This window comes from Laspinema palackyanum D2c, from assembly GCF_025370875.1.
GTDB lineage: Bacteria > Cyanobacteriota > Cyanobacteriia > Cyanobacteriales > Laspinemataceae > Laspinema > Laspinema palackyanum.
This window is the reverse complement of sequence record NZ_JAMXFD010000033.1, coordinates 1-22,916: the sequence shown is the minus strand read 5'-3', so window position 1 is coordinate 22,916 and position 22,916 is coordinate 1. Positions and strand designations below refer to the sequence as shown.

The window sequence follows — 22,916 nt, the reverse complement described above, 5'->3', positions numbered from 1 at the left end:
AAATAAAAGACCTACTTTTTAATAAGAAGTGGGTCTTTTGTTTTGGGATGCATTCGGATAGCCTGTCGCCATTTGTGGGAAAATTGGCAAGGAGATTCTCTACCCTCAAATCCGATTGTGTCTAAACTTCCGACAATTCTAGCCCTTGATTTTGATGGCGTCATTTGTGACGGATTAATTGAATATTTCCAAACCACTTGGCGATCGTATTGCCAAATCTGGCCGAATGCCGATCGCCTCCCCCCGGAAGAAATAGCGCCCTTGTTTTATCAACTCAGACCGGCGATCGAAACCGGATGGGAAATGCCGGTCCTCGTGCGATCGCTCCTTTTGGGAACTCACCCAGACCAAATATTAGAAAACTGGCCCGCAATTTGTTCGCAAATTGTCACCGATGAAGGATTAGACCCGACGGAGTTAGCGGCGATCGTTGATGGCATCCGGGATAAATGGATCGCAGAAGACCTCACCGACTGGTTGAGTTTGCATCGGTTTTATCCCGGTGTTATCGATCGCCTGCAACGCTACCTCACGGACGATCAGCAACTGGTGATCATCACTACCAAAGAAGAACGCTTCGTGCGATCGCTGCTAGAAGAACAAGGCATCCAACTCCCAGAAGACTGCGTATTTGGTAAAAATGTCAAGCGTCCCAAACACCAAATTCTCAGAGAATTGCTGGGAAAAATTACCCCAACCCCAACCATTTGGTTTGTAGAGGACCGCTTAAAAACCTTAGAATCCGTCCAAAAACAACTGGACCTGACCGGGGTGAAATTATATCTCGCAGACTGGGGATATAATACCCCTAGCGATCGCTCAGCAGCGCAGAACAATTCTGGGATAGAACTCTTGTCCTTGTCTAGCTTCTGCCAAGACTGTTCACTTTGGCCTTAAATCCGGGACCAACGCCTTGAAGGGTCCGGCCCTGGGCTATAAAATAAATACAGCAAAAGCAACAACGGGCTATTTGATACCCAGGGGGAACGGATGCTAGATCTGACCAAAATCGCAAGGCAAATGCAGGGAATCAGCGAACATCTTTCCAAAGAAGCGGAACAATCCCGTCAGCGGTTGGAAGTCGCCCAAAAATTGCGGAAAAAAGCTCACACAGAGCAAGAGCATTTGATCCAGGAACGAGAAATTTGGCGCGATCGCATGGGATTTCCCGTTGCTATCCCGGCAGAACCCCTGGACTTTACCCCCTACATCCCCACCCCCCCCAACGTGCAAACCGTCCTCGCTACGGATGGGTCCCAGATTGCACCGTCCCATCACGAAATTGCCTACTGTTACTTAATTAATGTCGGGCGAGTGATTCTCCATTATGGTCAAAGTCGCCTGCCACTCTTAGATAGTCTGCCGGAGGTGTTTTATAAACCCGAGGACCTATATATTTCTCGGCAATGGGGGATTAAAACCGAAGAATGGATGGGTTACAGAAGGGGGGTTTCCGAGGCGATCGCCCTGGCAGATTTAGCCATCGCCTTGCGAACCCCAGGAAGCGGTCAAATTGCTCATCCAGAAGCGCCTATTTTAGGCATGGTCGATGGAGCCTTGATTTACTGGTTTCTCGAACCCTTACCCACCGATGCGCGTCAGCTCATCCTTGGAGCCATTTTAGAAGCTTGGGAAAAAATGCGGCAAGTCAAGGTTCCAATTGTGGGGTATATCAGTGCTTCCCGCAGCAGCGAATCCCTCAGTTTCTTAAGATTAGCTGCCTGTCCCCATCCTCATCCCGACTGTTTTAGCCATTGTCCCATCGAGGCGGATTCTGTCCTGCGTCCCTACGACCAAAAAGCTCCCTGCCAAGTCTTTGATCCCTTGCGGGATACCACATTATGGGCTTCTGTACTTGAACCGGGTCAACGGAGTCCCCTCTGGCGCAGTTGTTCGCGGATTCTGGATTTATATCCCCCGGAACATCAAGTTTATTTCTGTTACCTTCATGTCGGGCCAGAAATTGCCCGAATTGATATGCCTGCCTGGGTGGCGCAAGATCCATCTCTGTTAGGGATGGCTTTAAGTATGGTTCTGTCCCAAGTGCAAAAAGGGTATGGCTATCCGGTGGTGTTAGCGGAGGCCCACAATCAAGCGGTGGTTCGGGGAGGCGATCGGGCTCGGTTCTTTGCCCTTCTCGAACAACAAATGATTAAAGCCGGATTGCAAAATGTCGGCACCTCCTACAAAGAAACCCGCAAACGCGGCAGTATTGCTTAACCCAGTCAAGGGGGTGGCAACGCCCTCAACCGTTTGTAGTCACCCCTTTAGGGGTTGCATCCAGATGACTCCTCAAGGAGTCACTACGAACGTTTGTAGTCACCTATTTAGGGGTTGCACCAAGATGGTTCCCCCTCATCGTTCAAAACTCAAAACTCACCTCATCGAGAGTTTCCAGTAATAAATTCACCTGTTGCTGTCGTTGAGAGAGGAACGATTCGCACTGTCGCAAATACTGAACTGCCGTCGTGAATTGGTCGAAAACCTCAGCTAATTCTAGTTCCCCCGATTCAACTCGTTCAACGATCGCCTCAATTTGAGCCACCGTTGCCTCATAGTTCCAGTCTGATTCGGGGGTAAAACCCTTGTTCTTAGAAATCGGAACCCGCCCTGAATTGCTCATCTTCTGTTCGTCTGAAGGGACTGTTAATAAAATCTGCTTAATTTTAATAGATCCCTGGATGAAGTGCGAGCCCGGAGCAAATTTTGTAGCCGTTGTTGGTGAATTTTCTCTCAACAATGGTCAATTGTGTAGTTATATATACTCAATTATCAAGTTTAAACAGCAGATTTCTTCCTTTGAATTGAGATTCGGCAATGCCTCGTGATTGTTGGGACCTCTTGACGATCCGGTTTGAGTAGGCTAGGCTGGAATTAAAAAAATTTATGCTAACTCTGCATGGAATTAACCCATGAAATCAAGGGAATGGGGCTGATAGCGAGAAACTTATACAAATGGCAAGAACTCTCAACCTAGAAATTAAGGAATCTTCAGAAGAACTGAAACATTTGCTGGAGAGGCAGACCAGTGTCCAAATGAAAGAAAGACTGCAAGCTTTGTACTTACTAAAAACGGGAACTCTCTCTACTTTGCAAGAGTTATCCTCAGTTTTAGTCAGAGACCCATCAACAATTTATCGCTGGTTTCAAAAGTACAAACAAGAGGGATTAGATGGATTACTCAAACCCTATAAAAGCCAGGGTAAAACTACGACTATTCCATCAGCAGCGATAAGAAAATTAAAGCAATATTTGGAGGACAATGAGGGATTTACCACTTATGGAGAGATTCAAACTTGGTTAAAAGAAGAATGTGGGGTTGAGGTGAGTTATCATGTAGTTTATAGAGCGGTGTATCAAAAACTGAATGCCAAAATAAAAGGGTCTAAACCCCAAAAAAGAATTAGAAAAAAGAGTGAAAGGTAGAAGCAAGCGACTTCACGGAGAAGTCAGCAGAAGTGGGTTGGGGATCTGAGGAACAGTCACCGCTTTCCAACCGTTGAGTGTTAATTCAAATGAATGGGGTGGGAGAACAGGAGTTTAAAGCTAATCATCAGGGGAGAGGGTTTTGCCGAGTCAGACCCCGGGGCTATTTTTTGGACAAACATGAAGCGATCGCCCCTTCTAAGTCCGGTTGACTTAATTCTGTGATGATAAAGACTTCTTGCACCGTTTTTCCCTGTCTGGCAATCACCTTATATCCGCCCAAAATAGGAACCGATATTTTTAACTTCATCTGGGGACAGTGACCTTTGGCGCGACCAATCACCCCGGGAGTAATGGTTTGAATGCCGAGGCAACCCGTTAACTTTTCCAGGATGGCGATTAAACCAGGAATATGGGTGGAGTGATTCAGAACCAAGCGACCGCTAGAAGGTTTTCCCATAAGATGTTTACCAAATAGAATAGTGTTTTCTTGATATTGGGGAACCAACCAAAGGCTGCTACAGCCTGGAAATCAGCTTGGATACCCTAGACGAGAAATTGCGCGTCTGTAGCTTACAGTATGCAACCTTCTGGTTCATCTTAAGGGTAAACCGTGAAACCCTCATCTTGAACCCTAAGCTGGGACGCCTGATTCTTTAACCGGATTAGGCTTTTTCTAAAGGAGCCATCGTCAATCCAGCGCGGCTGAGTTGCTGATGGTACAATTCGGCTTGCTCTAGTGGACCCACCCAGACTGTAGCTTGTCCTTCAAAGTGAACTTGATTGGTGAGTTCCCAAGCCAGATCGCTTGTCATGTTGGGAATGTACTTCATTAAGCAGGAGGAAACGTGCTGAAAGGTATTAAAATCATCGTTAAGCACGATTACCTTATAATTCGGATACGGTTGTCGGGTAACTTGACCCACTTGGTCCGGCGCAATAGTCGGCGCTGTCGCCATTGAGCGAATCTTTACTGAAAGTCCCCTAGTCATAGCCTTAGCCTTACCGAATTAAGTTAACAATAATAGTTCTGTACAGTGATTCTGTGGTTAGTTTAACAAGGAACTGTCCGATCATCAATCTATTGAGTCGGAAGGAGCCAGAAATTGTCAAGGGCTGGGCTAAATTTTTGGCGGGGGGGGTGAATCGGTTTAAGGGCCGATCGCCTCTCAACCTGTCAGAATCATTGCACTAATTTTAGGGAAACCGGGGACGGTACGGGATATTTGTTCAGGGGAACAAGTAGGGCGATCGCCGACTCCGGAGGTTTTCGTTGGGGAGGCGATCGCCCCTTGAGCAACCCTCCAGTTCGGGGCAATTCATGAATCACCCCTGCAACCGAGGGAGGTCAACAGCAGGAGCATCTCACCCTTGATCGCCCAGTCACCCTTCAGAGGAACCGAATGGATTCCGGTCTGGGTGGCACCGCTTTAAAACATAGAAAACCCCGAAGGGTTTGAAATAATTATCAGATTGAATTAAACTAAACAATAGGTTTTTTACCCATTAGGAGATAGGTCAACATTTCTCCTTTGCCTTTGACCTGAATCAGGCCCCGGTTTTCAAATAAAAAATCATCAGCCAGACATTCATAAGTCGAAGTTGTCACTTGAATCCGTCCAGGAATGCCGTGAGATTCCATTCTTGAAGCCGTATTGACCGTATCCCCCCATAGGTCATAACTAAACTTTTTAGTTCCAATGACTCCCGCTTCCACCGGGCCGGTACTGATGCCGATCCGCATGGCGATCGTTTCGCCATGATTTGTTTTTAATTGGGTCGTAGCGTCGAGCATATCGAGAGCCATTTGCGCGATCGCCTGGGCATGGTCCGGTCTAGGCATCGGTAATCCCCCGACCACCATATAGGCATCGCCAATAGTTTTAATTTTTTCCAACCCATATTTATCCGCCAACTCATCAAACAAGGAGAAAATATGGTTGAGAAACTCCACCAATTCCGGGGGAGATAAATGAGAAGAAAGCTGGGAAAAGCCGACAATATCGGCAAACAGAACCGTCACATCCGAAAAATTATCGGCGATCGTCCGTTCCCCGGCCTTAAGCCGTTCCGCAATCGGTTTGGGTAAAATATTCAGCAAGAGCAGTTCCGATTTAGCCTGTTCATCTTGTAACTTTTGTAAAACTGCTTGTTCTTGGTCTCGCAGGCGTTTTTTCTCCAAAGAAGCACCGATCCGAGCTTTTAACAGCACCGGATTAAAGGGTTTAGAGAGATAGTCTTCTGCGCCCAATTCAATGCATTTGACCACACTATCAATATCATCCACAGCGGAAATCATAATCACCGGGATATGGCGCAGACTGGAATCGGCCTTAATTTCCTCTAAGACTTGATAGCCATTAAGATGGGGCATCATAATATCGAGCAGCACGAGATCGAAGGGCTCCGCTCGGATTAATTCGAGTGCCTTCAGTCCATCTTCTGCAATTTTGACGTGGTAGCCTTGCCGCTTCAAGCGGCGGCAGAGGAGATCGCGGTTGGCTTCAACATCATCAACTACCAGCACCGAGGCTTGGTCAAGGTTCATGGCATCGACTCTTTAAAATCTAGCAGGCTCGAAATAGCAATCGGGCAGGGGTTTAATGGGGTTAACCCGTATCGGAAGTGGCGATCGCCTTTAGGAGACGATAGGGGTAACCTTAGCCGTGGGATCCTAGAGATCCGGCAGGAGGTAGAACGTCTTGATACCAAATCCGGGGGTCAAAGTTCTATTTTGAGGTTAGCTCTTTTCATAGAGGCTTTGTCTGCGTAGCTGCACCCGACTGGGTGTAGGGGTTTTCAAACGACTCAGAACCGCATGGAGTAGGAGAGGAGTTTTGGGCGATCGCATCATGGCATTAGTGTCCGCATAGCTGGGTTTACTGAGATTAAAGGAGCAAATCAACCCCTGATGGCGTTTGCTCTGTGGCCGTAGTGCAAGTGATTCGGCGAAATCCCATTTAAAGAGGGAAACTTCCTAGGATTCTACCTATTTCTTGAAGGTTCTATCCGACGGCCAGAGAATTTCCCCTGGAAAATGCCTCATTTGAGCATTAGGAGTCAGGCTGAACTGGGACAGTCCGGAGACGGACTGTAAAAGTGGACCCCACTCCCACTTGACTGCTCACGGAGATTTCACCTCCCATCATCTCGCAGAATCGCTGAGAAATGGCTAATCCTAAACCTGTGCCGCCATACTTGCGCGTCGTAGAAGGGTCCGCTTGGGTAAAGGCGTTAAAAATTTGATTCATTTGTTCGGGACTCATGCCAATCCCCGTATCCGTCACCCGAAAGATAATACAGGGAGACGGAGGCCCCAAAGGGTCACCGTTGACAGGGGGGGTAGAATCTGTCCCCCTCGGTTCCCCCGACTCCCCGAGAGATGAATTCAAAGGGGTCTGAGGAATCCACATCAGGTCGCGAGAAACCTCAAAGGTAATGGTTCCCTCGGTGGTGAATTTAGCGGCATTACTCAATAGGTTTAATAACACTTGCCGGATTTTTGTCAAGTCTGCATATAAGGTTCCGATATCAGGGGGACAGATTGATTCTAAGGTATTGTTATTTTTTTGAATCAAGGGTTTGGCGGTGGCCAGGACATTTTCAACCAGAGTCTGGATCTCGAAGGTTTCTAAATAGAGTTCCATCTTACCCGCTTCGATTTTGGAAATATCCAAAATATCGTTAATCAGGGAGAGTAAGTGTCTTCCGGCAACTTGGATTTTTTGCAAATCCGGGATGAATTCTTCCGACCCTAAATCTTCAGATTCTTCGAGGAGAATTTCGCTGTAGCCGATAATCGCATTGAGGGGGGTTCGCAGTTCGTGACTCATGTTGGCAAGAAAGGCACTTTTAGCGCGGTTTGCTGCTTCGGCGGCGGCTTTGGCTTCTTGCAATTGCTGGGAGACTTTCTTGCGATCGCTGATATCGTTGAGAGTCCCGGCAAGGCCGATGATTGTCCCCTCGGCAGAGAGTCTCAGCCTCGCATAAACGTCGATCCAGCGGCGATCGCCCCTCTTGGTCAGATAACACACCTCATGGTGGCAATAGTCAATCTGTCCTTGCACCAATTTCTGGAATTTTTGTTGAGTCTCCAGGTGATTCTCGGGATGAATATAGTTTAAAAATGGCGTCCCCAGACTTTCTTGGATACTATATCCTGAGATTTCCGTCCAAGCCGGGTTCAGGAAAGTCCAGCATCCATTGGGGTCGGTTTGAAAAATGACTTCTTGAACCGTATTCACCACGGACCGATATTTTTCTTCACTTTCTTGCAAAGAGGCGATTAATTGCAGTTTTTCCGCTTCCGAGCGCTTGCGGGCGGTAATATCTCGGACGATCGCCAAGGCTTCCTGCTCTCCACTTGCCACCACCCGGCTTTCATAACTAAATATTTCTTCGTTAATAGTTAAGTCATATTCAAATATTTCAATTTCATGACTTTGTAAAGTTTTTTCTAAAGCATTAATACAATCGGCGACCACTTCATCGGATAATAATTCACTTAATTTTTTACCTAAAAATTGGCCGCTTAAGTTACCAAAATCGATGCCATTGACAGGTTTAAAGTCCAAAATCGTTTGTTTGCGATCAAAGCGGAACATTAAATCAGGCATGGCATTGAGCAAGGCGCGATTTTTGGCTTCGCTTTTGCTCAATAAAGACATAGCGTGTAACATTTGGAACTCGGACCGCTTGCGATCGCTAATATCCTGCACCGAACCGAGCACCTTCTTTCTCGGTTCTTCCCCGGGGTTATCAACCGTTCGGGCGGAATCGCGCAACCAACAAATTTCACCGGATTTGGTAAAAATTCGGTATTCTAAAACCGCCCCCTGTTCCCCGAGCATTTCTCGCTCAAATTGCCGAAACTTGGGCAAATCCTCGGGATGAATCACCCGATGCCAGCCGCCTTTTTGATTGATTTCCTCTCGGGTATAGCCCGTGATCCGTTTAAAGGATTCAGTCACCCATTCGGCGATCGGTTCACCCTGCTCATTGAGGGTCATGGAATAGACAAAATCCGAAGCTAGTTCAGAAATAGCCCGATAGCGGGCTTCACTCTGACGCAGAGCTTCTACGGATTTGGTGCGTTCGGTGATATCAGTTAGGTAACCTTCTAGGGCAAATAATTCTCCCGTAACTGAAAAAATCCCGCGTCCTTGTTCCCAAATCCATTTGGTTTCTCCACTGCGAGTGATGATGCGGTAAGCCGATTCAAAGGGCTGTTGGTTTTGTAAACTGGATTGGACCTTTGCCCAGAGTTGGTCTTGATCGTCAGGATGGATGATTTTGCCAAAAGAAACCCGGCGATTCCCGATGAGATCTTCGGAATTATATCCGGTTAATTCGACACATCCATCGCTGACAAATTCCATTGTCCAGCTTTGGTCATTTTTACAGCGATAAACCATGCCCGGAAGGTTGCTCATCAGGGTGGCTAGGGTTCGTTGATTTTCAGTCACCGTGGCGATGAGCAATTTTTCCAGGTCTTGGGAGCGTTTGCGATCGCTAATGTCTCGCACCGCTGCCACCCGGACTCTTTCACCGGAATTTAAAATTTCTTTCCCCTGAATTTCTACGACCCCAATTGTGCCGTCTTTTTTTAAAACCTCTACCTCGTAAGGGGTTGCATCGCCTAATTTAATCCGGGTTAAAGCGATTCTTTTAGAGTGGGGGGTTAAATAATCGAAGGCATTTTTGCCAATCAACTCGGCTTCCGAGTAGCCGCTCATTTTTACGAGGGCTTGATTAACATCGATAATTTTTCCTCGGATATGAATGATGATCCCTTCAAAGGTGGCTTCCGAGAGTCGGCGCAATCGGGCTTCGCTATCGCGCAAAGCGGTTTCGATTTGCACCTGCTGAGTAATTTCGCAAACTAAAGCGGCGACTCCGATGAGTTCACGGGACTGATTGAGGAGGGGAAGGACATTCCATTCACAAGTTAGGGTTCTGCCGTCTCGGGTGCGATTTTCTAACCGCCAACGCTGTTTACAGGGGTGGGTTAAGAAGTGATTCCAGTGGTTTTGGAAATCAGAACGGGCATTTTCTGGGATGATAGCCGTGACTAAAGGGGTGGCGATCGCTTCGCTGGCGTGATAGCCAAAGAGAGTTTCGGCAGTGGGATTCCAGGTTTGAATCTCACCGTTGAGGTTGAATTCAATCACGGCGATCGGGAGATGATTCAGGTAAAGTGCCAGTTGGTCTGCGGTGGGGGTCCCCAGGGATGGGATGCCAACCCTGTCGCTTTGGACCGGACTAAAATGCAAAGACGTGGGATAGGTGGTTTTCTGGGCAATTTTTAATTGTCCCCAGGTCCACCCCATCCAGCCGAAGAATAGGGGGTTAAGGTCTAGAATCCAGTGGAGTGGATTGGTGAGATGGACCTGGGCGATCGCCCCTAAAGACCAGTCCACCTCTCGCATCACCATGTCCAGAATCCATGCAAAGACTGGGATCATGCAACCCAAGAGGATTCCCACCCGGGTATAAGTTTGAATCAGCCCCCCCTGCTGATTTTCGGGGTTACAATTCACATCTGCATTGGGCTTCAACTTCTGGGCCGGTAAATTATTAGACATCTTGATGAGATCTCTTTGGCGAAGAGGGTGGGTTTGACTTGAACCGTCATTTTTAGAGTTCCTGTCTTGTCATCAACGGGATATGAGCCCCTGCTTTCCTAACCGCTATTTTTGAGTTCCGATCCTGGACGATCTCAAGAAAGTGAAGCGCTGACTAAAATTTCAGACAATCATTGGCCGTTAAATTCCCATTTATGATCACAGAAATTGCTGCCCAAATCGGCAGGTGCTTGGCACCATTGATTCACCTCCTTTTTCTCCTCGGTGCTCTGGTTATTTCACCCATCACGGCTATGGACTAATAGTAGGGTTGAGATTAAACCAGAAAATCAGGAAATAACCCAGATTGGCGGCAAGGGATGAATGCTTGGGAAAATCTAGGTTTGACCGATGAGGGCGGCTGCCCTGTGATTCCGATCTCCGGATTTTAAAATTGACCCAGAATCCTCCTTCATTAAAAATCCGCAGTTTGCGCCTGGAGAACTCCGAATCCTTAAAAATATCACTCAAAACTTCTGTGGACTGATGGAAATCCCTTTCATTGCTGTTCAAGAGTGAAGAAATTAACCCCGTGGCGATCGCACCCCTTAAATTTTCCTCATCGATTCTCCCCATTCAGCATCTGAGTGCAAGCGGCATCTTAAACAGTCGGTTGCTTGGAAATATGTAACTGAATTTTCTCTAACAACCGAGGAAACTCCACGGGTTTGGTGTCATAATCATCGCATCCTGCCGCCAGACATTTCTCGCGATCGCCAGACATGGCATGAGCAGTTAATGCAATAATCGGGATCCACTGAGTATCCGGTGCCGCTTTAATCCGCTTGGTTGCTTCCCACCCATCTAATACCGGCAAACTCATATCCATCAAAATCAAGTCAGGTGTTTCGGCATGGGCCATTGTGACGCCTTGTCCGCCATCGACGGCTACGATGACCTCATAGCCCCGACGCTTCAGACGACGCAATAGCATATCCCGATTCATCTCATTATCTTCTACCAACAGGATCTTATGCATTGCTTTCGGGTTCCCTTTGCTCCCCTTACTGTATGCCTTCCTTAAGGCTTTCTACCATAACGCTCATTTCCACGCCTCGATATTATTGCCCAGTTTCAACGCCAAGGTTGCTTGAAGGCGCGAATGGCTTAAAATCTGAGCGGGGTCAGTCTGAATGCCCGGTTTGGCATGGAGCGTTGTGTTTTGTTCTTCCCCTAGCGATCGGTCCTTAGATTTCGGCAGCGATCTCCAGCCTAGGAGCCATTTTCTATAAACTTACAAACCTATCTCTGTGTGCAACAATGTTGCCGTAATTTATTTTGCCGTCACAACGCTCGACTCCTCCTGCAGTGTCTTTCTTAATTTACTTTACTCGATCGCCACTCTTCCACAAGCCACATCATGGAACTGACTCAAGGGTTCGATTACAGGACCGCCCCCAGAACCCCCCTTGCCCTCCGGACGGAAATTCTCCCCCACCCCTGCCCTCGATCCACCGATCCATTGATTTATGTCCTTACCCAACCCCCCTGTTAACGATTCAGTTGTAGAATTTTGGGATGTCACCTTTCGGGTGAATCAGCGCAATTTAGTCTCCAATTTGAATTTTAAAGTCAATCGTGGTGAAGCGTTAGTGCTCATCGGACGCAGTGGCAGCGGCAAAAGTACCACGATCGCCCTGATGGATGCTCTAAAAATTCCCACTCATGGCGAGGTCCTCGTTGAGGGCAAACCCACCACTCAATGGGACCCGATTCAGTTGCGGCGACGGATGGGCTATGTCATTCAGGACATTGGTTTATTTCCTCATTTCACCGTAGCTAAAAATGTCGGTCTCGTCCCGTCACTTCAGGGATGGGACCGCGATCGCATCCAGAACCGAGTCACCGAACTCCTCGAACTCGTCGGATTAGAACCTCAACATTTCCTCCACCGCTACCCTCACCAACTCTCCGGGGGTCAACGCCAGCGCGTCGGCGTCGCCCGTGCCCTCGCGGCCGATCCCCCCGTCTTGCTCATGGATGAACCCTTTGGGGCGGTGGACCCCATTACCCGCCTGGAACTCCAACGGGAATTTAAACACCTGCAACAGCAACTCGGCAAAACCGTAATATTTGTCACCCATGACATTCACGAAGCTTTACGCTTGGCAACCCGCATCGGCTTGATGCAAGATGGCAAACTGGTCATGTTAGGCACTCCCCCGGAATTTTTGCAATCCGAACATCCCGAAGCTCAAGCCTTTATCCGCTGCCTCCCCACTCCCACCTTCGATGAAACCGCTGATTTCTAGGCGTTTCTGGTCCTCCGAAACGCAGTTTCTTGACCAAATCTTGGCTATGGAGTCACCCATCGGGGCCAGAAACCCGGTTTCTCACCCATTGCCCTATCAATCCACCCTTGTCTACTCTATCAGCCTGAATAATGGATGAGTTTTTTCTGATTCGATATAGTGAAGAAATTTTGCGTCGGAGTGGTGAACATTTATTTTTAGTGGCGATCGCCATTACCATTGCCACAACAGTCGGGATTCCCCTCGGCATTCTCATCACCCGCAAACCGCACCTCTCCCAGAGCATTCTGGGCGTTGCCAATATCCTGCAAACTGTTCCCAGTTTAGCCCTCTTTGGCTTTTTAATTTCCGTACCCATCATTGGCGGAATTGGGGCAGTCCCCGCCATATTTGCCCTAACTTTATATGCCTTATTACCGATTATTCGCAATACTTACACCGGCATTGTTGGGGTAGATCCAGCCATTCGTGAGGCGGGAAGGGGTATGGGGATGACGGATTGGCAATTGCTCTGTCAAGTTGAGATTCCCTTGGCAATGGGGGTGATTTTGGCTGGGGTGCGAGTCTCCACGGCTATCTCCGTGGGAACGGCGACGATTGCTGCGGCGATCGGGGCCGGTGGACTGGGGGCGTTGATTTTTCAAGGCATTTCGATGGTGAACAATCAACTGATTTTAGCCGGGGCAGTTCCGGCAGCGGCGATCGCCTTAATTGCCGATGGGGCGATCGGCTGGCTTGAACATCAATTAACGGTCAAAAAATGAACGCCAAACAACTTTTATTCTTAGCCCTTTGTACCCTCACTCTCGGGACAGTCACCGGATGCCAAACGGACAACTCCCGCCCTAGGGGAAGGGCCGATATTGTAATTTGCTCTAAAAATTTCACTGAGCAAAATATCCTCGGTGAACTCCTCGCCCAACAAATAGAATCTCAAACCGATTTAACGGTCGATCGCCAGTTAAATTTAGGCGGAACCTTCCTCTGTCATGATGGCCTCCGAACCGGCCAAATTGATGCTTATGTTGAATATACCGGCACGGCTTTTACCGCCATTTTAAACCAGCCCCCCATCTCCGACGCTCAAACCGTTTACCAGAACGTCAAACAAGCCTATCAAGACCAATTTAACTTAACCGTCATGCCTCCATTAGGTTTTAATAATACCTTTGCCATCATGGTCCGAGGAGAAGATGCACGGAATTTAAACTTAAAAACTCTCTCCGATGCGGCTGAACATACCCCCCAATGGACAGCCGGATTTGGCTATGAATTTATGAGCCGGGAAGATGGCTTTCCGGGCTTGGCTGCAACCTATCAACTAACCTTTGCCCGCCCTCCAGAAGTCATGGATTTAGGATTAATGTATCGGGCCTTAGTTTATAAAAAAGTGGATTTAATTGCCGGAGATTCTACCAATGGATTGATTGATAAATTGGGATTGGTTGTGCTAGAAGATGATAAAAATTATTTTCCCCCTTATCAAGCGGTTCCTATTGTTCGGCAGGAAACCTTAGAAAAATATCCAGAACTAGAAGCGGCAATTACCCAACTGGCGGGATTAATTTCTGAAGCAGAAATGCAACAAATGAACTATCAAGTTGATGGAGAATTTCGTCGATATGAGGAAGTAGTGCGGGAGTTTTTGGCCTCGAAACAGTCACAGCAATCCGGGAATGAATCAGAATAGACTGGGGAAATAATCAGTTAATCCGGTTTCTCTATTTTTGGAGAATCATGTTCGGCATTTTCCCGATCCAAAATAACCGAGTTGCAGTTACACCCATCAAGATGGCACCTGTGATGAAACAAGCACTATATCCATAAGAAACAGCCATCATTCCGCCTACCAAACTGCCAACAATTGTGGCAATACCTATCAGGGAATTATAGGAACCCATTGCGATCGCTTCCTGACCTTTGGGGGCAAGTTTGGCAACGATGGTGGTGCTAGAAATGCTAATTGCAGCCCAAGTTAAGCCGGTTAAGAGGTGGGCGATGCCAACAATGGGCAAACTCAGGGGATGGACAGGCATCACCGCCACTAGAGTGAAAATCAGGAATACGGCAATTCGGATGGCAGTTGCCCAAGCTTGTAGCTGAACCCCTTTGCGTTTTTGGACAAAACGGGCCATTGGCAGGTAAAAGAACGCCTCGATCGCCGCTTTACCCATGCTAATCAGTAAAATTTGAGTATTGGTTGCCCCTAAATGGGTGCTCAGAAAAATCGGAAAGGGAACAAAGACGACATTGACCGCGAAGAAAAAGACTGCTGCACAACCATAGTAAAGCAGCAGGGGACGGGAGAGGTTATGAAGCAGGTTAACCGGCCATGACGGATGCAGGATAAAATACAGCATTCGCGAGGAATAAAACATTGCCCGTCTTTCGATGACTGCTACAGAGATCACGTCATGTAACTCGGGCTGATACTGGCGGTGTTCTAAACTTTTGCGCGGTTCTTTTACCCATTTCACGCACAGAATCAAGCTGAGTGTAGCGGCACCACTGGCTACGAGTAACAGCGATCGCAGTCCCATACTCGTCCAATGGATGGGAATGAAGGCTAACCAACTGGCCCCCAACAAAACGCCCCCGACAAAACTCCAGCCAGAAATCTGATAAAATCGACCAAAGGCACTGGCCCATCGGTCTTCGGGGTTGCCATCGATGACCAGGGCGGAGGCAACGGGGGTAATGGCGGCCATGAAAAATGCGCCTAGGGTACAGAATATCATGACTTGCTCGATTCCCTGGGCGATCGCCGTGAGTGCGGTACAGAGGGCAAACCCACAAAATCCGAGGATCAGGAAGGGACGGCGCAGTTTGAGGCGATCGGAAAGGTTGCCCCAAACAATAAAGGCTATGACACCGGCGAGGGAAGTCAGGGAATGGACTCGTCCGACATCGGTTACACTGCCATCGACGGTTTGAACGATAAATAATGGCAGTAGGGTGATTAATAACGCTTCGCCTAATTTATACGGCACAAAGCCAAAAAACCACAGCGGTACCGTGAGGCGCGATAACCGGAAAGGGTTGATTAAGAAAAGATTCATCGGGTCGGTATGGGTTGTAGGGTTAGAAAAAAAAGAGCCAACTGCACCGCTGAAAAGTTGCAAATAAAAAATAAACTTAATGTAAATTTAGTCTGATTACCTACTTTAATTCGACGCAGTTATTGGGCTTAAAGTGCCTGTGGATGAGGTATCCGCAAAAATACTGACTATTGGGGATCGCGTTTTTAATCTTTTGTTGATTCTTAATACCTGCAATCTTCTGTGGACTCCATCCGGGCCGATCGCCTCATTTTTGCCTGGAACTCCCCTCGCGATCGCTGCCATAAAAAAACCCGCCTTCGCGGGTTGGATGAGGTCTATAAAAACCCGCACCCTCAAGGGTGGGGCTACAGGGACGAAGCCCGAGAAGCGCGGGCTCAAGAGTATTGTTAGATCTTTGACAATCGGATTTGGAATTAGATCAGCTTGACGGCACGCAATCCAAACATCAGGACCACGGCACTGACGAAGGCTCCACCGACAATCAAAGCGTAAGCAAGGATTCCAGACATTGAGAAGTATCTCCATTTAAAATCGCTACCCACCATTGAATCATGGCTTGCGATACAATACAGCCCTCTAGTTTTAGTGAATGGGTTGTTTACCATGCCGTCTGATATCCGCGTCAATCTGCCCCAGGACTCTTACAATATTGCGATCGCCCCTCAATCCTTAGATCAACTCGGAGGGCAAATGCAGCCCCTGAAGTTGGGGAAAAAAGTCTTAATGGTGTCCAACCCAGTGGTAGATCGACGGTATGGCGACTGCCTCCGGTCCTCCTTAACTGCCGCAGGATTTGACGTATCTACCTGCATCCTGACGGCAGGGGAACAATACAAAACCCTGCGATCGATTCAAAAAATTTACGATGCGGCCCTAGAACAGCGCCTAGAACGGTCCTCCACAATGGTCGCTTTAGGCGGTGGGGTCGTCGGAGATATGACCGGATTTGCGGCAGCGACTTGGTTGCGCGGGATTAATTTTGTTCAAGTTCCCACCACCCTGTTAGCAATGGTGGATGCGTCGATTGGGGGCAAAACCGGGGTGAATCATCCCCAGGGGAAAAATCTGATAGGGGCATTTTATCAACCGAAGTTAGTGGCGATCGACCCCGAGGTTCTAAAAACGCTCCCAGCCCGGGAATTTAGAGCCGGAATGGCCGAGGTCATTAAATATGGGGTGATTTGGGATGCAGAATTATTCACCCAGATGGAACAGGCAAAACGGTTGGATCAGTTGCGCTATGTAAATGCGGGATTTTTGGAAGAAATTCTCGCCCGTTCTTGCCAAAGTAAAGCGGATGTTGTGGGTAAAGATGAAAAAGAAGCCGGATTGCGGGCGATTCTGAATTATGGTCACACGATCGGTCATGCGGTGGAAAGTTTGACCCACTATAAGGGGACGAATCACGGCGAAGCGGTGGCGATCGGGATGGTGGCGGCATCGCGGTTAGCGGTGGCATTGGGACTCTGGGATGAGGAGTGCGATCGCCGTCAGTTTGCCTTGATTGAAAAAGCCGGGTTGCCGACAAAATTACCCGAGGGGTTAAACATTGAAGAAATTATTGACACCCTGCAAACCGATAAGAAGGTGAAAGATGGAAAAGTGCGGTTTGTGTTACCCACCCAAATCGGTGCGGCAACTGTCAGCGATCGCGTGACGTCAGATTTGATTCGCCAGATATTGCCTGGAATGCAGTAACGCCGGTTCACCTGGGAGAGTCCGAAAAAGGGGGATGCCATGAGCAAATATGACAAACTGTTCCAAACTTACGCGAAATCAACGGAAAAACTCACGCCTGTCGAAGCGTTGTTTGCCATTACGTTGATTGTGGTTTATGCCGATGGTCAAATGTCTGAACAACAATCGGAGTTACTCCATGAGTTGATGGCAAGTGGGGCGATGAGAGGGTATGTGGAAGAAGATATCTCCAAAATTTCGGCCAAAGTTGATAGAATTTGGGACCGTCAAGGGACTGCAGCCTTGTTTAATGCTGCCATTGAAGCCCTCCCGGATGATATGGTCGAAGATGCCTTTGCCGTAGCCGCTACCTTTGCCATTGTTGATGGGAAGGTGACGCCACAAGAATCCCATTATTTGGATAAACTGGCCCAAGCGCTGAAAATTCCCGCAGAAACGGCACCCCGACTGATCACAGAAGCTTGGGACAATTACCGGCGATCAGAATAAAAACCCGGTTTGGGTCCTGTACCCAGAAATAGGCAAGGGTAGAGGACCCATTGGACCGGAAGAACGACAGAGGCGATCGCCAATTCAACGCGATCGCCTCTAAATTTTTAACCAAAAATTCCCTAACCTGGGCTTGCTGAAGCCACAAGAAGGCGGGAGACTTGACTATCCAACCATACTCTCTATACTCAGAGGTACCATATCGCCCCCGGTGGTTAAGCCTAATAACATGGGTTCTTGCGGTCGAATCACTTTGCCGGTGAGGACACACCGTTCCTCTCGTTGGGCCGTCGCATCTAAACTGGCGCGAATATCGTCTCGGGAAAATGAAGGTCGATACTCTCCTGATTTTTGCTGGACATAATTCCAGAGCACGTCTCGAATCAAGGCTTGATAGCCTTGATTGCCAGAAATGGCTTTGAGGCTTTCTTTCAGAGATCTCTCTAAGCGGATGCTGGTGACTTCCATTTCGGTGGTGGAGGTTCGAGTAATCGCGGACATAACTTTTTTCCTCTGAAGGGTTTACATTCTCTGTAATATTAGTGTAGTATGTTTGGTGGAGAATTCAAGTCCTTGCTTTCAAAAAATCTAAACGTGAACTTTTTACCCCTCCTTCCTACAATCACCGGACAGTATGCCAATGGCTTGGGCCGTGATGTTGATGCAGGCGATCGCCTCGTGACATCGGCTATCGCTTTGGTGTCCATCGGGCAGGTTGAGTATCATAGGAATGCGGACCGAGATTTCGAGATGAGTGAGGATTTTAAATCCGAGTTAGGTCAGCTATCAGCATGGCCAAATATTCATAGCAGAAGCGGGAGGGATAGGCATCAAGTGCCTTACCCATCTAGGACGAGAAGACCCTAATAATAAGAGTTTTTTCAGCCCCCGCTTCCCCTGAATCAGGAAGTGGGGGCTGTTTTTTTAAGGAGTCGAGTCGTGAATAGCATAACGAATGTGTTAACAAAATCGGTGGTGGTGTTTTCTAAAAACTACTTACCGATTAGCCGAGTCAACATTAAACGAGCAATTGTCCTGTTAATTGCAGGCAAGGCAGAACCGTTAGAGTTAAGCGATGGCAGCAATAGCGACGACTTTGACTTGGAGTTCCCTCAAATGTATGAGGTGCGATCGCCCTCTCAGGTGGTGATGGTTCCTCCCCATATCCGCCTCACCATTACGGGGACTGAACGGATTTGGAAGGTGCCTCCGGTCAACCGTCGGGAAGTCCTCAAACGGGACCACCATGCCTGTCAATACTGCGGCAGTACGAAACATTTAACCCTGGATCATGTCTTGCCTAAATCCCGAGGCGGGAGTCATAGTTGGGATAATGTCGTAACCGCCTGTATGAGTTGCAATTCTCGCAAGGGCGATCGCACTCCGATGGAAGCCGGAATGTCCCTCAAAAGCAAACTCAAGGCCCCTATCCACCCGGCGATCTCGTTTGCAGAACAATTCTGGAGCGATTTGAAGGGGAACGAGTGAGAGCAACCCGGGATTTGATGTACAATTTCTGCACACTCTTTGGAGAAAAGCTCAAGGGAAGAAGTTAGACGGAGTGAATCTGAGATTGGGAATTGCCAATCGTTCAATAAATTTTTGATGTTTCACAATTCTATAAGCAGATATCCGCTCTTTGTTGTGAATCACATAAGTTCGGGCAACTCAGACTCTCACTCAAGGGCGAAGCAAGAATAACTCACAAAGACGAGAGATCACTGGCAATGCTGAAGTTCATTTATACTGAAACCGGCTTTAACCTAGAGCGTCTGCCTGACTCCATTGAGGAAGTCGTGGCGACCCGTGCAGTCGTGGCGATGCGAGTGGGTGAAAGCATCGCGATCGCCCCCTCTAGCGCGTCGTTTTTGCTGCCTACAGATTTGCCCGGACTGAAATTTCTGGAAGCGGAGGCATTAAACGATCCAGGGGATATGATTTCCATCTGCGTTGCCGATAGCGAGTATGTGGAAGTCAGCCTACGCGGGACTTGGATCTCTACGGATTCTCAGAACGATTTTGGGGTTTTTGTCACCGCCTTGAGCGATCGGGCTGAGTTCTATATCCTCAAATGTTCTGAGGAAGCGAATGCCGGGGTTTCCTTACTCAATGAAGTAGATTGATCTAAAAAAATGAACCCAGAGACACTGGAAGTATCTGGGTTCATTCGGGGTTGAACTCTATTTCTTCTGAAATCCACTCAGGCGATCGCCCTCCTATTTATCCTACTGATTAATTCGCGAGCACAACCCTGGACCGCCCTCGACCACCATATTATCCACACAATTGGCATATTCCATCGCCGGAGTATTTCCCGGTTGAAACGTAATAGTAGAACGATTACCTGCTGCATCCGCATATTGCACCCGCAAGTTTTCTTCTACAAAACTCAAGGACGTAATATCCCCTAAACCATAAGTCGAAAACTCATTCGGAAAAGGTCTCGGTCCCGGGACTTGGGCACGATAAATCCCATAGCCTCCCGGTTGCGGATCAATGACGAAAATGCCACTGGTGGTGACGGCAGCAAAATAATCCAGGACAACTCCTACTACAATATGTCCCGTCAATGGATTAACCGCGACTTCGGCAAATAAATCTCCACTCCGTTCGCGATCGACCAGATTTCCTGTTTCTTTATCGTAGGTATCCAGAACCAACACATTCAGTTCATCCACATCAATGGTATAAGTATTTCCTCCCCACTCCCCTCGGAGTTGTTTCCGGTCCGAAGTAATCTCGACTTCTGGAGAAAACCTAGGGCTGTCTGTTTGCTTTCTCCAGGTTCGTACAAATGCCGAATCATCGCTTAACCACTCGGGATGAGTCGCTTCTATTTTTTCTTGGAGGATAGTCAGCGCTTGCTTTTGATGCGGTAGTTGTTTGTAGTAGTGGGCAACATTGATTAAAGAAATGCTCATGAATATCATTCAGTCCTCTTGTGGCTTTACAGTGGTTAAATTATAACCATTGGGTGAAAAAACTGCCGGAATTTACTGGCGCTGAGAGAGCAAAATTTTCATTTGGGTTTGAAATTCTGTAATTTGTTTTTTGGTGGGTTGGGTTTGTTGCCAACTCTCACGGTTCATCAGGCGATCGCACCAATCCTTCAACTGAGGATAATCTTCCAGGGGTAATCCCATACTCGGCAAAAACGGAATCGCAGTTCCGGCAACAATATCGGCCAAGGTTAGCTGTTGGTCTCCAAAATAGGGGCGATCGGCTAATTTACTTTCAAAAAAGCCTAAAACCTGAGCAATATTCTGTTTTGCCTCTTGCAACTTGTCCGGACTTTCTTGCGAAAACCCCATCCAATTCATCATCAAGGGCCGCATCGGGGGCATCATTTGAGTTAACGTCAAAAGCTCAATCATTTTCACCGTTCCTAACATCTGCGGATCCGCAGGCAGTAAAGAAGGAGTCGGATATTTTGCCTCTAAGTAATCCAAAATTGCCAAAGACTCCACGACTACAAATCCCCCATCTTCCAAAACCGGAACTTGGTGAAACGGATTGAGTGCCAGAAACTCCCCTTGAAACTGATCACCATCGAGTTTCATCGGGACCAATTCAAACGGGAGACCTTTTTCTAATAAGGAGATCCAGACCCGGCGAGAGTTCAAAGAAATGAGATTGTAGTATAGCTTCAACATGGCTTGATTTTTTAAGATACCCTACTGATTTTAACCAGCTTTCGGTCCAAAACTAGAACCGGGTCAGCGCTACTCCATCGAAGAGAGTCAGCACCCTCTGTCTGGGCCTATTGGGATCCAGCCCATACTTCAGTCTTTTCTCATTGTAGTATGTTAATTTACTGCAGTTTTCTCAGATTGCTTGTCAGGCAAAACCCTTGTTAAACAAGCATTTCAATGAAATTTCAAAAAAAACTCAAAAATTTTTCCAAAACCCCTTGACAGTTTTGTAGTATGTATGTAGTATATAAATATGAGGCGAGAGAGACAGAGCAAAACGCTCTACCCAAACGCCCACATCGAACCTTGAAAACTGAATAATCAAAGGGCCATTTAATGAAAACGGAAACAATGGCGGACTCAATGGGTGGGAATCATTCCCTTGAATCATTCCCACCCCATCAACCGCCAAACTTTTCCAAATTCCATGTAATCTAAGGCTGATTTCATGGGGGTGTAGCTCAGTTAGCGTAGAGCACTTGTCTGTCGAACAAGTCGTCGCGGGTTCAAGTCCCGTCACTCCCGTTCAGCCCAGATTAAATTTGGAAAAACCAAGAAAAAAATTCGGTTGAAATGGATCTGGCCTCATCGTCTAATGGTTAGGATATAGCTCTTTCAAGGCTGGGATACGGGTTCAATTCCCGTTGAGGCTACCAAATCAATATCGCAGTATAACTTAATGGTAAAGTACCCAGCTCATAACTGGGTTGATGCAGGTTCAAATCCTGCTGCTGCGACCAAACGTGGGGATAGTGTAACGGCTAACATGACGGTCTCCAAAACCGTTGATCTGAGTTCAAATCTCAGTCCCCTCGCCAACCTGGTGCCGTAGGCAAATTGGTAAAGCCACTGACCTTTCAAGTCAGCGTTTGCTTTCTTCAAATCCCGTCGGCACTGCCACATTGTATGGGCTGGTATCCAAATTGGTGAAGGAGCTTGACTGTAAATCAAGTGCTATTGTGCTGAACATGGGGGTTCGAGTCCCTCCCGGCCCATTCTGGAGAGGTGGCCGAGTGGCTTAAGGCGCTTTCCTGCTAAGAAAGAGCGGTTTAACGACCGTCGAGGGTTCAAATCCCTCCCTCTCCGCCTTTTTTGTATAACTTGGGTGAAATTCACCCAACCTGGAGAGATGGCCGAGAGGCTGATGGCGCGGTCTTGGAAAGACCGATCGGGTTGAATAAATCCGACGAGGGTTCAAATCCCTCTCTCTCCTTTATCCCCCGGTAGCTCAGTTGGTAGTAGCGCCTGTCTGAAGAACAGGAGGTCGTCGGATCGAAACCGACCTGGGGGACTGGTATTGCCTGGTGGACGATTGGCAAGTCGCTGTGAATCTGACTCACAGAGAGGTTGGTTCGACCCCAACCCAGGCATCCATATCACAATGCCCTGTGGTGTAATTAGGTAACATTTCTGGATTTGACCCAGAAGAGTCCAGGTTCGATCCCTGGCGGGGCATCCAATTTTTGCTCCTGTGGCGTAATTGGAAAACGCGATCGCCTCAAAAGCGATTCATTGTGAGTTCGAGTCTCACCGGGAGTACCTTTGTTCTCTCGCTCCTGTGGCGGAATCGGTAGACGCGGCAGACTTAAAATTCTGTTGGCTCTTTAGGACTTGTGGTGATAAATTTATCTAATGAATTTCCAAAATCTTCAATGTTCTTGAGTGGTTAAATCT

The 22,916-nt window shown here is 47.8% G+C and carries 24 protein-coding genes and 12 tRNA genes; 23 read left to right on the top strand and 13 right to left on the bottom strand.

Annotated elements, in window-relative coordinates:
• Window positions 1-117: 117 nt before the first annotated feature.
• Together NG795_RS25090 and NG795_RS25085 are read left to right on the top strand one after the other, a co-directional pair.
• Window positions 118-897 carry an HAD family hydrolase gene (locus tag NG795_RS25090; protein WP_436836088.1) on the top strand — a complete coding sequence of 260 codons (780 nt, stop codon included), beginning with the start codon at window positions 118-120 and terminating at the stop codon, window positions 895-897.
• 93 nt (window positions 898-990) lie between these two features.
• Window positions 991-2,220 (top strand): DNA double-strand break repair nuclease NurA, encoded by a 1,230-nt coding sequence (locus NG795_RS25085; protein WP_367291334.1) that lies wholly within the window; start codon window positions 991-993, stop codon window positions 2,218-2,220.
• A gap of 142 nt (window positions 2,221-2,362) precedes the next feature.
• Here NG795_RS25085 and xseB read toward each other — a convergent pair whose 3' ends face one another.
• A complete protein-coding gene (gene xseB / locus NG795_RS25080) occupies window positions 2,363-2,623 on the bottom strand; it encodes an exodeoxyribonuclease VII small subunit (RefSeq protein WP_367291333.1) in 261 nt (86 codons plus the stop codon).
• Window positions 2,624-2,955: 332 nt separating this feature from the next.
• Between xseB and NG795_RS25075 the strand changes: the two genes are divergently transcribed.
• Entirely contained in the window at window positions 2,956-3,426 is a 471-nt protein-coding gene (locus tag NG795_RS25075) for a helix-turn-helix domain-containing protein (RefSeq protein ID WP_367291332.1), read from the top strand.
• A gap of 163 nt (window positions 3,427-3,589) precedes the next feature.
• On the opposite strand, the gene NG795_RS25070 is transcribed toward NG795_RS25075, so the two are convergent.
• The 6 genes from NG795_RS25070 to NG795_RS25045 form a co-directional block, all read right to left on the bottom strand.
• The gene (locus NG795_RS25070) at window positions 3,590-3,886 is read right to left on the bottom strand and encodes a DUF2103 domain-containing protein (RefSeq protein ID WP_367291331.1); all 297 of its coding nucleotides are present in this window, start codon (window positions 3,884-3,886) and stop codon (window positions 3,590-3,592) included.
• Window positions 3,887-4,091: 205 nt separating this feature from the next.
• Window positions 4,092-4,385: an ATP-dependent Clp protease adapter ClpS gene (gene clpS / locus NG795_RS25065; protein ID WP_156824050.1), complete on the bottom strand. Its 294-nt coding sequence runs from the start codon at window positions 4,383-4,385 to the stop codon at window positions 4,092-4,094.
• A 224-nt stretch (window positions 4,386-4,609) separates the two neighbouring features.
• The gene (locus tag NG795_RS25060; protein ID WP_367291330.1) at window positions 4,610-4,744 is read right to left on the bottom strand and encodes a hypothetical protein; all 135 of its coding nucleotides are present in this window, start codon (window positions 4,742-4,744) and stop codon (window positions 4,610-4,612) included.
• Window positions 4,745-4,909: 165 nt separating this feature from the next.
• Entirely contained in the window at window positions 4,910-5,974 is a 1,065-nt protein-coding gene (locus tag NG795_RS25055) for an adenylate/guanylate cyclase domain-containing protein (protein ID WP_367291329.1), read from the bottom strand.
• A 505-nt stretch (window positions 5,975-6,479) separates the two neighbouring features.
• Entirely contained in the window at window positions 6,480-10,010 is a 3,531-nt protein-coding gene (locus NG795_RS25050) for a PAS domain-containing sensor histidine kinase (protein WP_367291328.1), read from the bottom strand.
• Window positions 10,011-10,650: 640 nt separating this feature from the next.
• Entirely contained in the window at window positions 10,651-11,028 is a 378-nt protein-coding gene (locus NG795_RS25045; protein WP_367291327.1) for a response regulator, read from the bottom strand.
• 490 nt (window positions 11,029-11,518) lie between these two features.
• Here NG795_RS25045 and NG795_RS25040 point away from each other — a divergent pair, with 490 nt between their 5' ends.
• The 3 genes from NG795_RS25040 to NG795_RS25030 all read left to right on the top strand — a co-directional run bounded on the left by NG795_RS25040 (window position 11,519) and on the right by NG795_RS25030 (window position 13,991).
• Entirely contained in the window at window positions 11,519-12,301 is a 783-nt protein-coding gene (locus NG795_RS25040) for an ATP-binding cassette domain-containing protein (RefSeq protein ID WP_367291326.1), read from the top strand.
• Window positions 12,302-12,432: 131 nt separating this feature from the next.
• Window positions 12,433-13,065: an ABC transporter permease gene (locus NG795_RS25035; protein ID WP_367291325.1), complete on the top strand. Its 633-nt coding sequence runs from the start codon at window positions 12,433-12,435 to the stop codon at window positions 13,063-13,065.
• Window positions 13,062-13,991, top strand: a complete 930-nt coding sequence (locus NG795_RS25030) for a glycine betaine ABC transporter substrate-binding protein (protein ID WP_367291324.1) — start codon at window positions 13,062-13,064, stop codon at window positions 13,989-13,991. Before NG795_RS25035 ends, NG795_RS25030 begins: the two co-directional genes overlap by 4 nt.
• A gap of 31 nt (window positions 13,992-14,022) precedes the next feature.
• Here the strand turns inward: NG795_RS25030 and NG795_RS25025 are convergent, their stop codons facing one another.
• A complete protein-coding gene (locus tag NG795_RS25025) occupies window positions 14,023-15,360 on the bottom strand; it encodes an MFS transporter (RefSeq protein ID WP_367291323.1) in 1,338 nt (445 codons plus the stop codon).
• A gap of 222 nt (window positions 15,361-15,582) precedes the next feature.
• Here NG795_RS25025 and NG795_RS25020 point away from each other — a divergent pair, with 222 nt between their 5' ends.
• Complete coding sequence (locus tag NG795_RS25020; RefSeq protein ID WP_367291322.1) at window positions 15,583-15,753, top strand: hypothetical protein; 171 nt, start codon at window positions 15,583-15,585, stop codon at window positions 15,751-15,753.
• A 23-nt stretch (window positions 15,754-15,776) separates the two neighbouring features.
• On the opposite strand, the gene petL is transcribed toward NG795_RS25020, so the two are convergent.
• Window positions 15,777-15,872 carry a cytochrome b6-f complex subunit PetL gene (petL, locus tag NG795_RS25015; protein WP_015148453.1) on the bottom strand — a complete coding sequence of 32 codons (96 nt, stop codon included), beginning with the start codon at window positions 15,870-15,872 and terminating at the stop codon, window positions 15,777-15,779.
• A 94-nt stretch (window positions 15,873-15,966) separates the two neighbouring features.
• Between petL and aroB the strand changes: the two genes are divergently transcribed.
• Together aroB and NG795_RS25005 are read left to right on the top strand one after the other, a co-directional pair.
• Entirely contained in the window at window positions 15,967-17,061 is a 1,095-nt protein-coding gene (aroB, locus tag NG795_RS25010) for a 3-dehydroquinate synthase (RefSeq protein WP_367291321.1), read from the top strand.
• A gap of 39 nt (window positions 17,062-17,100) precedes the next feature.
• Window positions 17,101-17,550 carry a tellurite resistance TerB family protein gene (locus NG795_RS25005; RefSeq protein WP_367291320.1) on the top strand — a complete coding sequence of 150 codons (450 nt, stop codon included), beginning with the start codon at window positions 17,101-17,103 and terminating at the stop codon, window positions 17,548-17,550.
• Between the two features lie 165 nt (window positions 17,551-17,715).
• On the opposite strand, the gene NG795_RS25000 is transcribed toward NG795_RS25005, so the two are convergent.
• Both NG795_RS25000 and NG795_RS24995 read right to left on the bottom strand, forming a co-directional pair.
• On the bottom strand, window positions 17,716-18,051 hold the full coding sequence (locus tag NG795_RS25000) for a hypothetical protein (RefSeq protein ID WP_367291319.1): 336 nt from the start codon (window positions 18,049-18,051) through the stop codon (window positions 17,716-17,718).
• Window positions 18,052-18,153: 102 nt separating this feature from the next.
• Complete coding sequence (locus tag NG795_RS24995; RefSeq protein ID WP_367291318.1) at window positions 18,154-18,276, bottom strand: hypothetical protein; 123 nt, start codon at window positions 18,274-18,276, stop codon at window positions 18,154-18,156.
• Between the two features lie 213 nt (window positions 18,277-18,489).
• On the opposite strand from NG795_RS24995, the gene NG795_RS24990 reads away from it, so the two are divergent.
• Window positions 18,490-19,038 (top strand): HNH endonuclease, encoded by a 549-nt coding sequence (locus NG795_RS24990; protein ID WP_367291317.1) that lies wholly within the window; start codon window positions 18,490-18,492, stop codon window positions 19,036-19,038.
• A gap of 239 nt (window positions 19,039-19,277) precedes the next feature.
• Entirely contained in the window at window positions 19,278-19,673 is a 396-nt protein-coding gene (locus tag NG795_RS24985; protein ID WP_367291316.1) for an alr0857 family protein, read from the top strand.
• Between the two features lie 102 nt (window positions 19,674-19,775).
• Here the strand turns inward: NG795_RS24985 and NG795_RS24980 are convergent, their stop codons facing one another.
• Both NG795_RS24980 and NG795_RS24975 read right to left on the bottom strand, forming a co-directional pair.
• On the bottom strand, window positions 19,776-20,471 hold the full coding sequence (locus tag NG795_RS24980) for a hypothetical protein (protein WP_367291315.1): 696 nt from the start codon (window positions 20,469-20,471) through the stop codon (window positions 19,776-19,778).
• 72 nt (window positions 20,472-20,543) lie between these two features.
• Window positions 20,544-21,203 carry a glutathione S-transferase family protein gene (locus NG795_RS24975; protein WP_367291314.1) on the bottom strand — a complete coding sequence of 220 codons (660 nt, stop codon included), beginning with the start codon at window positions 21,201-21,203 and terminating at the stop codon, window positions 20,544-20,546.
• 489 nt (window positions 21,204-21,692) lie between these two features.
• Here NG795_RS24975 and NG795_RS24970 point away from each other — a divergent pair.
• From NG795_RS24970 to NG795_RS24915, 12 genes are all read left to right on the top strand, one after another.
• Window positions 21,693-21,767: transfer RNA gene (locus NG795_RS24970), tRNA-Asp, on the top strand.
• A gap of 56 nt (window positions 21,768-21,823) precedes the next feature.
• Window positions 21,824-21,898, top strand: a tRNA-Glu gene (locus tag NG795_RS24965).
• Window positions 21,899-21,907: 9 nt separating this feature from the next.
• A tRNA-Ile gene (locus tag NG795_RS24960) sits at window positions 21,908-21,982 on the top strand.
• A 3-nt stretch (window positions 21,983-21,985) separates the two neighbouring features.
• Window positions 21,986-22,060: transfer RNA gene (locus NG795_RS24955), tRNA-Trp, on the top strand.
• 4 nt (window positions 22,061-22,064) lie between these two features.
• Window positions 22,065-22,142: transfer RNA gene (locus tag NG795_RS24950), tRNA-Glu, on the top strand.
• A gap of 8 nt (window positions 22,143-22,150) precedes the next feature.
• Window positions 22,151-22,237, top strand: a tRNA-Tyr gene (locus tag NG795_RS24945).
• Window positions 22,238-22,241: 4 nt separating this feature from the next.
• Window positions 22,242-22,328, top strand: a tRNA-Ser gene (locus NG795_RS24940).
• 37 nt (window positions 22,329-22,365) lie between these two features.
• Window positions 22,366-22,455 (top strand) — tRNA-Ser (locus NG795_RS24935).
• A gap of 4 nt (window positions 22,456-22,459) precedes the next feature.
• Window positions 22,460-22,533, top strand: a tRNA-Phe gene (locus NG795_RS24930).
• Between the two features lie 7 nt (window positions 22,534-22,540).
• A tRNA-Gln gene (locus NG795_RS24925) sits at window positions 22,541-22,616 on the top strand.
• Between the two features lie 8 nt (window positions 22,617-22,624).
• Window positions 22,625-22,701 (top strand) — tRNA-Gln (locus tag NG795_RS24920).
• Between the two features lie 6 nt (window positions 22,702-22,707).
• Window positions 22,708-22,781: transfer RNA gene (locus NG795_RS24915), tRNA-Leu, on the top strand.
• Window positions 22,782-22,916: the final 135 nt, after the last annotated feature.